Origin of the sequence: Agromyces zhanjiangensis, assembly GCF_040496055.1 — a bacterium.
In the GTDB taxonomy this organism is placed as follows: domain Bacteria; phylum Actinomycetota; class Actinomycetes; order Actinomycetales; family Microbacteriaceae; genus Agromyces; species Agromyces zhanjiangensis.
In genome coordinates this window covers 19,768-34,388 of record NZ_JBEPKB010000011.1, presented here as the reverse complement: position 1 = coordinate 34,388, position 14,621 = coordinate 19,768, and the positions used below count along the sequence as shown (strand labels likewise).

Sequence of the window (14,621 nt, the reverse complement as noted above, 5' to 3'; positions counted from 1 at the left end):
CGGAGTGACATGAACTTGGAATCGCCCATTCGAGACGCGGTGGATCGCGCGATCGGCGACGGCCTCGTCGAAGCTGCGGCCATCCGAGTGTCGACGGGGAATGGGCTCATTGCGAATTGGGCTCGAGGCGAGACCGGCGGTGTCGCGGTCACGGAGGACTCGGTCTGGTGGCTCGCGTCGCTGACGAAGCCGGTCGTCGCGATGGCCCTTCTCGCCTGCGTCGATGACAGCATGGTCTCGCTCGACGACCGCGTCGCCGATCTCGTCTCGGGGTTTCCCGCACTGCCTCTGGTGCGCCGGGTCAGGGCGGGCGCTGCCGTCGTCCCGGCGCCACCGTTCTCTGCGGAAGATCCGAACGAGTGGATCGTGGAGCGTGGGCACACTCCGCTGACGCTGCGGCATCTGGTGACGGGGACATCCGGGCTCCAGACCCTCTTCGTCCCGAATGCGGCGGTGCCGCCGGTCATCCCAGGGTCGACGCTCGCGGGATTCGTCGATGCCGTCGCCGCGGCTCCGCTCGACTTCGAGCCCGGCACGCGATGGCACTATTCGAACACGACGGCGTTCGAAGTCATCGCGCGCATCATCGAGGTCGTCAGCGGGCGGGATGTCAGGACGCTGGTGCGCGAGCGGATTCTCGAACCCATCGGCGCGTCGACCGCGAGCTTCGGGATCTCTGACGCTCACGCTGCGCGCACTCTCCCCGTTCCCCCCTTCTTGGTGGGGCATCCGATGGTGGACGGCTCGTTTCCATCCGGCTCCGCGGGGATGTTCGCCACAGCCGAGGACGTCGAGCGGGTGGTCAAGCTGCTCCTCAGCGGAGAAGGTGAGGACGGCGTCCGGGTTCTGCCGGAAGACCTCGTTGCCGGCGCGACGTCCAACCAGATCGGGGAGCTGCGTCTCGGGGGGCTCACGCCCGAGCTGTACGGAGGACTCCACGATCGTCGGGATCCGCGCTTCGCGTTCGGCTACGGCGTGATCACGGTTCAGGGGACGACCGAACAGGGGATCCCAGTCGGCAGCTTCGGCTGGGACGGCATCGGGACCCGCCGGTTCTGGGGCATTCCCTCGAGGGGCGTCGCGTTGGTGATGCTCGTCGAGGGCGCAGGAGCCGCGGCATTGCATCGCCAGATCGAAGGCATCGTGATGGCGTCGACCTCATAGCGCCCCGGCGATGGAAGCGGGGGCGTGATCCACGGATCACGCCCCCACGCGCTGTCTGGCGTCGAGTCAGGTCGCCATCCAGTCGCCCACCATCTCGACGTAGCAGTACCCGTTCACAGGTTCGCCCATCACGGAGCCCGTGACGGAGCTGGCGCCTTCGTATCGGCTGAGCACGCCCTTGACCTCTTGCTCTCGAGGGTGGGGGACGACCTCGAACGCGGCATCGAGATCGGGGAGTCGTACGGTCCAGCGCGTCGGATACCGTGCCCCCGACTTGGGCGTGAGCCAGTAGTCGGTCGCGTCCTCGATGAGCGGTGTGAGTCGCGTCACGGTGTGGTTGCCGCTCTCGTCGATGACGGTCGCCCATCCGTCCGGCGTGCCGTCGGTGGCGATCGCATCCCAGAGGCTGACCCGCCACCCGTTGTCGAGGTTCAGATCCATCCAGGTCCACTTGCCGGGGAGCTTCAACCCCTGTCGCTGCCACTGCCGATCGAACCACGAGGTTCCCTCGACGGTGAACTCGCGCCCGTCGATGGTCACGGTGCCGGTGGTCTGCAGCGTCGGCAGCGAGTACTGGCGGACGTCCATCCCCAGAAGATCGAATCGACCGGTGCCCTTGTTGTAGAGGGGGTAGCCCACGGGGCGCATGGTGACGTCGATGCTGGCGTTCTTCCACTTCGCGCGAGCGCGCAGCTCATGGAGGTCGCCCCCGAGCGAGCTGTTCGGCGTCACCAGAGACAGGCGGTCTTTTGCGACCTTGGCCCGGAACGCGGGGTACGCGACATCGGTCGCGCCGACCCAGCCGGTCGTCTCGTCGGTGATCCCCGCAGAGCCGTTCACGGCGACGATCACGCCGTTGGCGTTGAGCGTCATGATGTGCACGAGGAAGCTGATCGTGTGTCCTTCGGCCTCGAAGTGGCCGATGGCGAACCACGAATCGAAGGTGGCGTCCTTTCCTTTGGGCAGCAGACCGCTCGCGATGTCCACCTCCGGAGAGGCACCGGATGGCGGCGTGCCGAGGTTCTGGATGAGGGACTGGTCGCTACGGGATGAGGACATGTTTCACTCCTGATTCGTACGGTGCTGTCCACGCCTCGACGATCTCGTCGAGAGCCCGGGCGGTGACGGAGAAGCTCATCCGGCCATCGAGCAGCCGCTCCCAGATCCAGGTGAGCGCGTGGCTCTTCGACGCGACGGGAGTCAGGACGCTCGCGAAACCCATCACCGTCACCTGCCGAAGCCGGAGGATCCCGGCGGGCACGACGGCAGTCGCGTCGAGGGCATTGCCGATGTTCACGACCCGGGCCTTCGGTGCGCACACCCGGAGCGCCGCACTGAAGCCGAATCCGTAGAGTGCATCCAGCACGACCGTCGGCGGCGGCGCTTCCGAGAGGCGACCGGCGAGCGAGTCGGCATCGTCGCCGGCCGCGAGCCCGATCGTCGTCGTCGCCCCAAGGGTTGCGAGGACCTCGAGCGATGCCGAATCCCGTCCCACCGCGATGATGTGGGATGCGCCCCGCTCTCGAGCGATCTGCACCGCGAGTCGTCCGACTGAACCGGTGGCTCCCAACACCAGGACGACGTCCCCTTCGCCGACCTTCGCGAGGTCGACAAGGGGCAGGAAGGCGGCGATCCCCGTGTTCGCGACGCCGACGGCAAGCGCCGGATCGAGTCCGTCCGGGACGGGCAGAAGGCTCGCATCCTCAAGCACGGCGAAGTCGGCCAAGGTCCCCGGCGACGGCGAAGACGCGTGGGCCTCTCCGAAGACGAGCCGGCCGGGTTCGAACGAGTCCGAGGAAACGACCTCGCCGACGCATTCCATTCCCGGTACGTACGGTTGATCGTGGCGCAGGCCGGGCACCATGCCCGCCGCGATCCCCTTGTCGATCGGGTTGATGCTCGCCGCGCGAATGCGCACCAGGGTGGTGCCGGGGCGACGATCCGAGAGCACGATGCTCCCGATGCGCGGCACAGCGCCCGGATGGTCGACGATCGCCGCGCGGGTCTCGGCGACCCCGCTGGTTTCGCTCGCCATCACGCCTCCGCGGTGAGTGTCTGCTCGGAGCCCGTCGCCTGTCTCACGAGCTGCACGCCGTAGTCGTTTCCATTCGGCGTGCGGACGATCGTGTGGACATGGAACCGCTCGGGGTTCTGGTTCGCCAGCGCGAGTCCACCATGGTGATCGAACTCGATCAGGATCACCGGGCTCTGCACTCGGTAGTAGAACACGTCGTCATCACCGGTTCCGCCGATCCAGCAGAACCACGTGCTCTCGAGGTGCTTGCGCGCGTCGGCCACTCGGGCGGCCCGAGGCCCATCCGGCTGGTAGGAGAGGAACTCGTCGACGATCTTCCAGAGCAGTTCCTGCTGCTCGCCGGTGAGCTCTGTCGCGCTGATGCCCTCGTACGGGATGAGCCGGTTGTCCTGGAAGCATCCGGCGAGGTGGAGTTCGTCCCCGGGAACGAGCCGCCCGGGGGGAAGATCGGGCGAGCGCTTGTCGTCGAAGAGGATCGCCTTCGCCCGCTGAGCGTCGTCGAGCGACTGGATGAGGTCGAGTCCTGCGCGGTCGAGTTCGAGGAACTCCGTCGTCCCCGCGAAAGCGCCCTCGTCGATCTCGTTGGGCTCCGCGCCGAAGAAGACCGGAGTGAACACTTGCTGCGCGCCCAGGAACAGGGTGTTGAGGCAGACGTGGTGACCCCAGAGGTTCCATCCCCAGGGCTCGGTCATCGAAGGAGTGCCGAAGATGTTCAGGTTGTAGCTGTGCTCGTTGATGACGACCGGCACCTCGAGGATCTCGCCGAGGAAGGCGTTGATGCGCATGAGGTTGACGATCTTCTCGTACCCACGGGGGCTGGTGCTCGAAGCGATCAGTTCCATGCTTCGCTCGAGCGATTCTGGGGTGAGCTCCTCGAGACGCGCGCCATAGGGCAGGATCAGGAACTCGGGGTTCATCCATGCCCGCCAGACCTTGCTGTCGAGCGGGTGCTGGATCTTCTCGCGCTCCTCGTCCGACAGCGAGTCCAGGAGCGCCGTGGCGGCGTCCACGGCCGCCAGCGTGGGGGCGCCTTCGTCCGCGCCGACCGCGAAGAGATTCTCGAGGACGGCGCCGTCGGCGGTCACGCCCTGGAAGGACGTGGACTCGAAGAGCTCGAGCCACTGCGTGATCACATCGCCCAGGACAGGCACCCCACGCATGACGTCGGCGTACTCGTAGGGATCGAGGCCCCCGAGGTCGCCCAACAGCGGGTGCTTGGGGAAGACGAACTCGCGAAAACGGCTGGGCATACGCGTACCTCCTTGTACGTGGTTCCAGTGAGCATGAAGCTATCGCCGAACCGTATGCTAGTCAATGGGTCCACCATGCGGATCGAAATGATGATGGCTCTCAGTACGGTGACGTGGTTGACACTGCAATCTATTCATGGTGACATGTCACAGAACGATTGGTTGCATCTCAGTGTGGGATGCTCGCGATGGAAGAGTCAACGATGACCACAGTGGAAACGTCCCTTGCCCCAGGATCGGCCTCGGCCGCCGAGGACCTCGACGGCGCCCGCAGTCGCGCGAACGTCGACCTCATGATCGGGCGTCTGAATGGGATCGCTACGGAGCTCGAGGCCGAGATCGAGGGCAACGAGCGCGCTGGCGTGCTCAGTCCGCGTACGCTCGAGCTGCTCCGCCAGATTCAGTTGCCCTCGATGCTCATCCCCGAGTCGCTCGGCGGGATGGGCATGTTCCCCCGTGATGCGCTCGCTGTCGGCGAGAAGCTCGCCGCGATCGATTCCTCAGTGGGCTGGGTGGGGATGAACTGGTCCTCGACCGGTCTGCTCCTCGCGTTCCTCACCGAAGAGACCGCGAAGGACCTCCTCGAGAGTGGGCCCGCACAGCCGTGCTTCGGCGCGTCCGGCACTCCCACCGGTAAGGCACTGCCGGCTGACGGCGGCTATCGGGTGTCCGGAAAGTGGGCCTACGGCAGCGGCGATCTGCATGCGGACTACGTCATCGTCTCTGCGGTGCTCGCAGATGACGAGGGGCAGCCCGTCATGATGGGCACTACTCCCGTCATGCTGTCGTTCGTCGTGGAGGCCAAGGACATCACCCCGCTCGGGAACTGGGATGTGCTCGGGCTGCGGGCTACCGGAAGCGTCGACTTCGTGGTGCAGGACGTGTTCGTTCCTGAGGACCGGGTGTTCAGCTCGTTCGGTGCGCCGCAGCAGGAGGGGCGCCAGGTCTCGGGTGGCATCTGGATCATCCTCACCATGCTCCACACCGCCTTCGCGCTCGGTGCGTCGCGTCGACTGCTCGATGAGGTCTCGGCGTACGCCCTGCGGCCTTCGTCCTTCGGCAAGGTGCTGGCCGACAATCCGCAGTTCCGCGATCAGTACGCCCGTCACGAGATCGCTGCCCGCAGTGCTCGCGCCTGGGTCTACGAGGTCTGGGACGAGGTCGACTCGCTCATGAAGTCCGGTGCTGCGATCGAACGACGTCACATCACGCTGCTCCGCGCAGCGATGATCAACCTCCATCTGGTGGTGCGCGAGCTCGCCACCTTCGTGTTCGCCAAGGCCGGCGGTACCTCGCTGCGCGCCGGGACGCTGCAGCGCTGGGTGCGCGACTCGCTCGCCGGCTGCCAGCACATCATCGTCAGCGATGGGATCTATCCCGATGTCGCACACGAACTCCTGGGGGCACCGGAGAATCTCGTGTGGACTCCGCTCGGCCTGCAAGCAGTGTGATCCGACCTGCAAATGATTGGAGCGCATATGAGCATCTCTGAACCCGGCGCGAAGTTCCGTGCCGGCACCGTCACCGTCGGCGACTACGTCCTGGACTACGCCGAAGCCGGACCGACTGAGCCCGCTGCCACGATCGTCTCGTTCCCCGGCTCGGCAGGCCTCGAAATGTCGACCGCGAAGGACACCCTGGCTGACACCTACCGGATCATCGAGATCAACCCACCCGGGTGGGGTGGGAAGGAGGACCTCACCCATCCGATGGGCATGGACGAGTTCGCAGCGGTACTCGTCGAGGCCGCTGACCAGCTCGTCGACGGGCCGTACTTCCTGCTCGGCACATCGATGGGTGGAGCGAACGCGATTCACGCGGCCGTCATGAAGTCCGACCGAGTGAAGGGCGTGGTCCTCGAGGCCTCGATGGCGCCGGTGGCCCGAGAAGACCTGTACTTCCCGGATCCGCCCGCGATCGACCCGAGCATGGGGATCGAGAACTACCCGCTCCCTCCGGTGCATCCGCGCAAGCCGTGGGCGACGGAGGACTTCATGCGGACGCAGATGCTGAACCGCATGAAGATGTTCCCGTTCACGCGACTCGACATGCTCCCGGCCGCGCTCGCGGACCTCGCTGCGCAGGGAACGCCGGTGCTGGCGCTGCTGGGAGAGTCCGATGAGATCATCAAGCCGAGCCAGCGCGACCGATATGACGAATACCTGCCCGATGCCCAGTACGTCTCCATCGCGAGCGCGGGACACGACATTCAGAACACGTCGCCGGAAGAGTTCGTCGACGCTGTCAAGGCGTTCGTGAATCTTCACAGCGGCGCGTAGCGGCCGCACCTCCCGAACACACGCGGGGAGCCGAGTACCATTGCCAACTGACATGTCAGTTGGGTCGTAGGCGGCGACCCGCGTGTGCGAGGAACGGTGTGTGAGATGGATACGGTCAGGGTCTCCCTGGGCGAAGCAGCCTACCGGCGCCTTCGCGAGGACATCATCACGTGCACCTTGCTTCCCGGGCAGCGAGTGACCGAGAAGGAGCTCGCGGCGTCCCGCGAGCTCGGCATCGCCCCGGTGCGCCAGGCGCTCACCCGTCTTGCACACGAGGGGCTGGTGCGCACGATCCCGCGCAAGGGATATCAGGTGGCACCGCTCAGCCCGAAGATCGTGGACGACCTCTTCGCGGTCTGGAGGGTCGTCGGGACCGAGTTGGTGCGACTCGGCGTCCAGCACGCCACCCCGGCACAGTTGGCGGAGATCGCCCGCGGGTTCGCGGAGATCGATGAAGCCACTCATGAGGTGGACGGCCGGCATGTCATCCGCGCGGCTGACGAGACATTCCGCATGCTCGCAGAAGCCACCGAGAACACGTACTTGATCGCGGTGAGCGATCGTCTCAGTGGTGATCTCGCGCGCGTGTTCACGCTGGTCCTGGGGAACGACCCGAGTGCTCTCACGCCCGACAGCACGATGGACTGGGTGCGCGACATCCTCGATCAGCGCAATGCTGACGCTGCGGCTGCCTCGACCGCCCGCATGATCGATCGGTCGCGAGAGGCGATTCTGCAAGCGCTGACGCGGTGGCCCTCGGTGATGGAGGCGGAGTTGTCGCCGATCCCCACCGTCTCGCGCGCCTGAGCGCAGCTGGGTAGATCCAGGCCGACGCTGCGGTTCGCGCCGGACGAGGGGCCGTCGCGTCTCACGAATTGACAGTTTACTAAGACGCTGTGAAATGTTACTGTGGCGAAGATCGATGACGATCCCACAGAGAATGCGAGGGCGCACTACTCATGACTACCTACGACGCAGCCGAGGGCACACACTTCTCGCACCGAGATGTCGAGCCGATGACCGGCGACCTGACGGAAGACGGCATCGCACCGGACGAATTGCGTGGACTCTTTCGCGATCACCCGTCCGGCGTTGCCCTGATCACCGCAGACTCGGGATCCGGCCCGGTCGCGATGACCGCCTCATCCCTCTTCTCTGTGAGTGCGGCGCCGGCGCTGATCGTGTTCTCCGCGGCCGAGGCGTCCTCGAGCACTCCCGCGCTCCTGGAGGCTGACACGGTCGTGATCCACCTGCTCGACGAGGCGACCCACGACCTTGCGATTCTCGGTGCTACCAGCGGTATCGATCGGTTCGCTGATCGCGCGGCGTGGGCGCGGCTGGCGACGAATGAGCCGTACTTTCTCGCGCCCGAGCGTCGCATACGAGCACGTGTAGTCAAGAAGGTCGATGCAGGAGCAGCGACGCTCTTCGTCGTCCACGCACTCGAGTCCTCGAACTCGAGCGCGGCCGAGCACGACGGCCGCCCGCTCGTCTACCACAACCGGACCTGGCACGTCCTCGGCGACCACTCCCGTCTGTCGTGAGGCGCGACGACCCCGGGCGAGCCGCTGTCTCGCTCGGGGTCTAGAAGCCGAAGGCGAGTTGTCGCCCGATTTCCTCGGCTGCGGCGTGCATGACAGGACCCACTTCGCGGACGCGCTTCTCGGGCATCCGATCACGGGGAGCCGAGAGCGAGAGGGCGGCAACGGGCCTGCCGGAGTTGTCGCGGATCGCTGACGCGACTGACACGACGCCATCCTGCAGTTCCTCGCGACTCACCGCGTAGCCGGCGACTCGTGCCGCGCGAATGTCCGCAAGGACATCGGCTGGGGCGGTCATCGTGTGACTCGTGATCGAGGAGAGCCCGTCCTCTATGTATGACGCGAGCTCGTCGTCATTCGACGCGGCGAGCACCGCCTTCCCATTCGAGCTGGCATGCAGCGGGGCGCGCATGCCTACCGGGGCCACGGCGCGCAGGGCGTGCGGGCTGTCGACTCGTTCGACAAGTACGATCTCGCGCTTGTCGGGCACGGCGAGGTGGATCGTTTCGTCGGTTTCGGCGCTGAGGCGATTCATCACGGGAAGGGCGCGGTCGCGAAGGCCGCCGCGTTCGATCGCGGTCACGGCGACGGCGAAGGGGCGGATGCTGACAACCCAGCGCTTCGTTGCGGGTGACTCCATGGCGACCCAGCCCGCGATCGCAAGCGTCTCGATGCACCGCTGGACGGTCGACTTCGGCAGCTCCATCTTGCGTGCCAGGTCGCTGAGGCCGACAGGTTGTTCACGCGCCAGCATCTCGAGGACGGCGATCGCCTGCAGGGTGCTGCTCATTGCCACAGCGCGCTCCGTTTCTCTCGAGTGTCACGACCGTCTGAGCATTCCCATCGGTCCACATCATGATACGCACGTCGCTCGCGGTGTCTGCTCGTGCTCGCCGGGACGGCGACGCCTCGGCAGGGCGGAATTCGAGCGTTCTCGAGGTGCATTCCGCCCTGCCGCACGGTTGTCAGAGGCGACGGCCCGTCGCCTTCGAGGAGGGGAAGAAGCCCGCCTTGATCTTCCCGCTGAGCGCGTCGCCTTCGATGGTGAGGTTGAAGTTGATCTTCATCTTCATCGGCGTGGTCACGTCGATGTGGAAAGAGAGGTTGTCACCGTCCACGGTGGCATCGAGGATATCGGTGCTTCCGCCCATCGACGTGATCGTCCCCGTTGCTGTCCCGCCGTTGGTGACGACATCGAGCTGTGACTCCTGCTTGCCCATGGGCGACGGCGACTCGATGTGCCAGCGCCCGTCCATCTGTGACATGTGGATTCCTTCGTTGGAGAGATATGGTCCACAGTGCGGTCTATATACCCATACTGTGGTAAGCACAGTACTACACCAATGGCCCTATCGCTCGGCACGGTGGTCGGTCGCGCGCGCGGTCGCGGTGGTGATCACCTCGCCGTCGAGCGCGGATCCGGCTGCCTGCCAAGGCGATCGGCGGTGTCGCTCGCCTCGCCTGGTCTGGTGACGACGCCCTCGAGCCGGCCCGTTCGGGTGAGGCGAGTCGCCCGCGCCAGGACTGCGGCCCCGGATCGGTACGATCCCTGGCACCGCCTCAGTCCGCGTCGAACGCCGCCGCCCGCGCGGCGGCGCGCCCCGGGGTGAACCGGCAGGCGAATCGGTGCGTGCCTGAGGCCACGGTCGTGGGCTCCGACCCATCGGGGAGCACCACGACTGCCTCGGTCGACGGCGGCACGACGACCTCGAGCGCGAAGTCCTCGCCGTCGAGCGTCCACGACACTCCGGCTCGCCCGTACGGCGTCTCGTGCTCGGCGCGTACCCACTCCAATTCGGGCGCGGGCAACGGTGCCACGCGGATGACGCGATAGCCCGGGGCGCCCGGTGCCAGCCCGGCGACGCGGCGGTGGAGGAAGTCGGCGACCGCACCGAACGCGTAGTGGTTGAACGAGGTCATGGTGCCGGGGTTGATCGTGCCATCGGGCAGCATCGAGTTCCAGCGTTCCCAGATCGTCGTCGCCCCCATCGTCACGGCGTAGAGCCACGACGGGCACTCGCGCTGGAGCAGCAGGCGCCAGGCGGTCGCGGCGTGGCCGGTGTCGGCGAGCGCGTCGCAGACGACCGGGGTCCCGAGGAAGCCGGAGCCGACGTGGAACCCGTCGGTCGCGACCTGCTGGGCGAGCAGTTCGCCCGCGTGGGGGCGCTGCTCGGGTCGCAGCAGGTCGAACGCGATCGCGAGAGCGTAGGCCGTCTGCGAGGGGAAGGCGGCCCTGCCGGACGGGGTCGTGTACTCGGCGCGGTACCGCGCGGCCGCGCGTTCGAACAGCGCTGCGTAACGCTCGGAGGCCGCGTCATCGCCGAGGACGTGCGCGGTGTCCCGCACTATCGCGGCCGAGCGGGCCAGGTAGGCGGTCGCGACGGCCTGCCAGGGCAGTCGCGCCGCCCACGGCTGGTCGTCGGGGGCGTCGGCGTCGAGCCAGTCGCCGAAGGAGAATCCGCCGCCGGGGAAGTCGACGTCGGCGCCGGCCCGCGCGGCGAACGCGTCGACCCATGCGGTCATCGACGCCCATTGGCGGCGCAGGATCGCCTGGTCGCCGTACCGCTCGTAGAGCGTCCACGGGACGATGGTCGCGGCGTCGCCCCAGCCCGCCTCCGCGCCGAGTGGCGGCAGGTGCGGGTCGACGTCGGCCCACGGCACGTAGACGGGCACGTTGCCGTCGTCGTGCTGGTCGGCGGCGAGGTCGGCGAGCCAGCCGGTGAGCATGCCGGCCGTGTCGTACAGGTAGGCCGCGGTGGGCGCGAAGACCTGCAGGTCGCCGGTCCAGCCGAGCCGTTCGTCGCGCTGCGGGCAGTCGGTGGGAACGTCGAGGAAGTTGCCGCGCATGCCCCAGACGACGTTCTCGTGCAGTCGGTCCAGCAGTGGGTCGGATGCCTCGAACGTACCGAGCCGTCGCAGGTCGGTGTGCAGCACGACCGCATCGACCGAACCGGCGTCGAACGCGCCGGGCCATCCGGTGACCTCGGCGTACCGGAATCCGTGGAAGGTGAACTCGGGCTCCCAGGTGAACGCCTCGCCGGCCAGCACGACCTCGTCCGTCGCCTTCGCCGCGCGCAGGGGACGGGTGCCGAGCTCGCCGTCCTCGAGCACCTCCGCGTGCCGGAACGTGATCCTCGTACCCGGTGCGCCCGCGGGCACGCGCACGCGCAGCCGGCCGACGAGGTTCTGGCCGAAGTCGACGAGGCGCTTCCCCGACGGCGACGTGATGACTCCGACCGGGGCGACGACCTGGGTGCGGCGCACCGCCGGTCCCTCTGGAGCGACGAGCTGGTCCGGATCGAACGCGACTTCGGAGACCGGCGTCCAGCGCGCGTCGTCGAATCCGGGTGCGCTCCATCCGTCGACGACGCGCCGGGCGTCGAATGTCTCGCCCAGGTAGAGGTCGGCGCGCGTGACCGGCCCGGGCGCCGAGCGCCAGGTCGCGTCGGTGCCGAACACGGTGCGTGATCCGTCGGCATGGTCGACCTCGAGTTGCACGAGCGCGGCCGTCCGGTCGCCGTAGACGTCGCGCAGGCCCGCGAAGCCGAGGTGACCGCGGTACCAGCCGTCGGCCAGGTGCACGCCGATCGCGTTCGGCCCCTCGCGCACGAGGTCGGTGACGTCCCAGGTGCGGGTGCGCAGCCGATGGGCGTAGCTGGTCCAGCCGGGGTGCAGCACGTCCTCCCCGACCGGTGCGCCATTGAGGTGCAGGGTCATCACGCCGTGCGCGGTCGCCCGCACGCGGGCACGGAGGATGCCGCCGGGCAGCGCCGCCTCGCCACGGAGCAGCATCGCGGGCTCGCCGTCGGCGCCGGGCGCAGGCAGGTCGGGGGCGACGAGCGACGCCCGCCAGAGGGCCGGCTCGAGGAGACCGGTCTCGAGCTCGGTCGGATCGCTCCAACCGGATGCCTCGCCGTCGGGGCCCCACACGCGCACCCGAACCACGCGTCGCGCCCGACTCGGCAGTGGTGCCGCCGGCCACGCGACGAGCACCTGCGCGTCGCCGTCAACGCGCCCCGTGGTGAACGCGGCGCCCGGGGCATCCGGGTCGACGATCTCGATCTCGGAGGCGTGCTGGTGCCAGCCCGCAGCATCCGTGTCGACGATCCATGACAGGCGGGGCGTCGCCTCGCCGATGCCGAGGGGCTCGCGGTGGTGCTCGACGGTGACCGGGCGGACGATGGTGCTCATGGGTGGCCTTCGGATGTGTGGACTGGGGGAGGGTGTGCGGACGTCCGCGCGGGCTGCGGATCCGCCCGGTCGTCGTCAGAGCGGTTCGACGAGGAAGCCGCTGAGGTGCTGCCGGATGTCCTCGGCCATGTCCACCTCGAAGTCGTTGAGCCAGAGCAGTTCGAGGCCCTCGGTGGTGGCGAGGGTGCTGAGGGCCGCGCGCCGTGGGTCGACGCCGTTGCGCAGGCCGCCCGTGTCGCCGATCTCCTCGAACGCGAGCGTGACGGCGTCAGCGATGCGACGGAACCGCTCGGTGAAGTACGGACGCGCGGGATGGTCGGGGTCGGTGGCCTCGGCCGAGAGGATCGTGTAGAGCTGGACGACCCCGCGCTGCTCGGCTTGGGCTTGTGAGATCGCCACGAGACCCGCGAGGAAGTCGCGGCCATGGAGGCCTTCGAGGCTGACCTCGGCACGCGCATCGCGCTGTTCGAGCACGGCCCGCAGCAGGGCGAGCTTCCCGCCCGCGAAGTGGTGCAGCACGCCCGTCTGGGTCATGCCCACGGCCTTCGCGATCTCGTTGACGGAACTCGCCGAGTAGCCGCCCTTCGCGAACACCGCGAATGCGGCGTCGAGGATCTGCTCGCGTCGTTCAGCGCTCTTGCGGTACTCGCCCCTGGGTCCGGCCATCGCATCAGGCTACGGCTGCAACACCAAAATATGCAACCCATGAAGTTTTCAAACTGAAAATATGGAACCGTGCAGGTTTTCGTGTTAGCGTGTCCGCCGTCCCGCTCGGGACACGTCGACGACGACCGATGTCGCACCCAGCGACGACACGGCAAGGAAGCCAACACATGACCAACACGACCGACGCCCCGGCCTCCCGGGCCGACGACGGCACCGCCGTCCCCACCGCAACGGAGGCGTTCCGCGCGATCGCGGCGCCCCGTCGCGGCTTCGTCTTCTTCCTGGTGTTCGCCGCCGTCGGGGCGGGCGCGGCGAACATGACCGCGGCGCTCCTGACGCTCACGCTCAAGGCGACCGAGCTCGACGCGGCCGCCGCGACCACGACCATCTCGATCTCGAGCGGCATCGCGGGTCTGCTGACGCTCTTCGCGCTGCCGATCGTCGGCGCCCTGAGCGACGCCTCCCGCTCGCGTTTCGGACGTCGTCGTCCGTTCCTCGTCGCCGGCGCGCTCGCGTTCGTGATCGGCGGCATCCTGCTCGTCGCGGCGCCGAACGTGCCCGTGTTCGTCGCCGCGCACCTGTTCATCACGCTCGGATTCGTGTGCGCGAGCGTCACGACCACGGCGCTGATCGCCGACCAGCTGCCCGCGGACCGCCGAGGCCCGGCTTCGGCGTTCGTCAGCCTCTCGACGGCGATGGGCGCGCTCGTCGGCATGGCCGTCGCCCAGCCCTTCGGTGCCGACCTCGTCCCGATCGTCGGCATCCCGACCGTGATCGCCGTCGTCGCGATGCTCGCCCTCGTCGCCGTGCTGCGCGACCCGCAGGTCCAGCAGCCGGCGGCGAGCTTCGACCTCCGCAAGATCATCGGCGTGTTCTGGGTCAACCCGGTGAAGCACGCGCGCTTCGCGCTCGTCTTCACCAGCCGCATGCTGGTCTTCTCCGGCGTCGCCGCCCTCAACGGCTACCAGGCGATCTACCTCCTGCAGCGCGTCCATCTGGAGCCGGCCGGCCTCGGTTCGGCGATCCTGCTCACGGTCGTCGTCAACCTCGGCATCTCGCTGATGGTCGCACCGGTGATCGCGAAGCTCAGCGACAAGCTGAACCTCCGCAAGCCGTTCATCGTCGTCGCCGCCGTCATCCTCGGCGCGGGACTCGTGTTCGCCTCTACCGCCGAGGACTTCCCGACCTACCTCGTCGCGTGCGGCATCGTGGCCCTCGGCCAGGGCGTGTACTTCGCGGTCGAGCTCGCGCTCGCGACTCGCGTGCTGCCCGACCCCGAGAACCCGGCCAAGGACCTCGCGATCATCAAGGTCGCCGACAACCTTCCCGTCTCGATCGTCGCCGCGGTCGCCCCGGCCCTGCTCGCCGTCGGTGCCGGTACCGCGGGTCCGAACTTCGGGGCGCTGTTCATCGCGGGTGCGATCTCGGCGGTGCTCGGCGGCCTCGTCATCCTGTTCGTCCGCGGCGCGCGCTGAGTAGGGGAGAAGGAGACCCG

13 protein-coding genes are annotated in these 14,621 nt (G+C 67.9%); 6 read left to right on the top strand and 7 right to left on the bottom strand.

The annotated features are described in order from the left end of the window. Positions 1-9: 9 nt before the first annotated feature. A complete protein-coding gene (locus tag ABME02_RS16940; protein ID WP_353816535.1) occupies positions 10-1,164 on the top strand; it encodes a serine hydrolase domain-containing protein in 1,155 nt (384 codons plus the stop codon). A gap of 66 nt (positions 1,165-1,230) precedes the next feature. Here ABME02_RS16940 and ABME02_RS16935 read toward each other — a convergent pair whose 3' ends face one another. Genes ABME02_RS16935 through ABME02_RS16925 form a run of 3 tightly spaced genes read right to left on the bottom strand, consistent with a single transcriptional unit; the run spans position 1,231 to position 4,449 of the window. After that, the gene (locus tag ABME02_RS16935) at positions 1,231-2,223 is read right to left on the bottom strand and encodes a lipocalin-like domain-containing protein (protein ID WP_353816533.1); all 993 of its coding nucleotides are present in this window, start codon (positions 2,221-2,223) and stop codon (positions 1,231-1,233) included. Continuing rightward, positions 2,207-3,199, bottom strand: coding sequence for a quinone oxidoreductase family protein (locus ABME02_RS16930; protein WP_353816531.1), 993 nt, complete (start codon positions 3,197-3,199; stop codon positions 2,207-2,209). The genes ABME02_RS16935 and ABME02_RS16930 overlap by 17 nt, the downstream gene beginning before the upstream one ends. Beyond that, positions 3,199-4,449: a DUF3500 domain-containing protein gene (locus ABME02_RS16925; RefSeq protein WP_353816530.1), complete on the bottom strand. Its 1,251-nt coding sequence runs from the start codon at positions 4,447-4,449 to the stop codon at positions 3,199-3,201. The genes ABME02_RS16930 and ABME02_RS16925 overlap by 1 nt, the downstream gene beginning before the upstream one ends. 203 nt (positions 4,450-4,652) lie before the next feature. On the opposite strand from ABME02_RS16925, the gene ABME02_RS16920 reads away from it, so the two are divergent. From ABME02_RS16920 to ABME02_RS16905, 4 genes are all read left to right on the top strand, one after another. Further along, positions 4,653-5,900, top strand: a complete 1,248-nt coding sequence (locus ABME02_RS16920; protein WP_353816529.1) for an acyl-CoA dehydrogenase family protein — start codon at positions 4,653-4,655, stop codon at positions 5,898-5,900. A gap of 27 nt (positions 5,901-5,927) precedes the next feature. After that, entirely contained in the window at positions 5,928-6,728 is an 801-nt protein-coding gene (locus tag ABME02_RS16915; protein WP_353816528.1) for an alpha/beta fold hydrolase, read from the top strand. 105 nt (positions 6,729-6,833) lie between these two features. Continuing rightward, positions 6,834-7,535: a GntR family transcriptional regulator gene (locus ABME02_RS16910; RefSeq protein ID WP_353816527.1), complete on the top strand. Its 702-nt coding sequence runs from the start codon at positions 6,834-6,836 to the stop codon at positions 7,533-7,535. A 152-nt stretch (positions 7,536-7,687) separates the two neighbouring features. Continuing rightward, on the top strand, positions 7,688-8,272 hold the full coding sequence (locus ABME02_RS16905) for a flavin reductase family protein (protein ID WP_353816525.1): 585 nt from the start codon (positions 7,688-7,690) through the stop codon (positions 8,270-8,272). Between the two features lie 40 nt (positions 8,273-8,312). On the opposite strand, the gene ABME02_RS16900 is transcribed toward ABME02_RS16905, so the two are convergent. The 4 genes from ABME02_RS16900 to ABME02_RS16885 all read right to left on the bottom strand — a co-directional run bounded on the left by ABME02_RS16900 (position 8,313) and on the right by ABME02_RS16885 (position 13,126). After that, positions 8,313-9,059 carry an IclR family transcriptional regulator gene (locus tag ABME02_RS16900; protein WP_353816524.1) on the bottom strand — a complete coding sequence of 249 codons (747 nt, stop codon included), beginning with the start codon at positions 9,057-9,059 and terminating at the stop codon, positions 8,313-8,315. Positions 9,060-9,234: 175 nt separating this feature from the next. After that, positions 9,235-9,534, bottom strand: coding sequence for a hypothetical protein (locus ABME02_RS16895; RefSeq protein WP_353816523.1), 300 nt, complete (start codon positions 9,532-9,534; stop codon positions 9,235-9,237). Positions 9,535-9,829: 295 nt separating this feature from the next. After that, positions 9,830-12,460 (bottom strand): family 78 glycoside hydrolase catalytic domain, encoded by a 2,631-nt coding sequence (locus tag ABME02_RS16890; protein WP_353816522.1) that lies wholly within the window; start codon positions 12,458-12,460, stop codon positions 9,830-9,832. Positions 12,461-12,535: 75 nt separating this feature from the next. Next, positions 12,536-13,126: a TetR/AcrR family transcriptional regulator gene (locus tag ABME02_RS16885; protein ID WP_353816521.1), complete on the bottom strand. Its 591-nt coding sequence runs from the start codon at positions 13,124-13,126 to the stop codon at positions 12,536-12,538. A gap of 167 nt (positions 13,127-13,293) precedes the next feature. Here ABME02_RS16885 and ABME02_RS16880 point away from each other — a divergent pair, with 167 nt between their 5' ends. Next, on the top strand, positions 13,294-14,601 hold the full coding sequence (locus ABME02_RS16880; RefSeq protein ID WP_353816519.1) for an MFS transporter: 1,308 nt from the start codon (positions 13,294-13,296) through the stop codon (positions 14,599-14,601). The last annotated feature ends 20 nt before the right edge of the window (positions 14,602-14,621 follow it).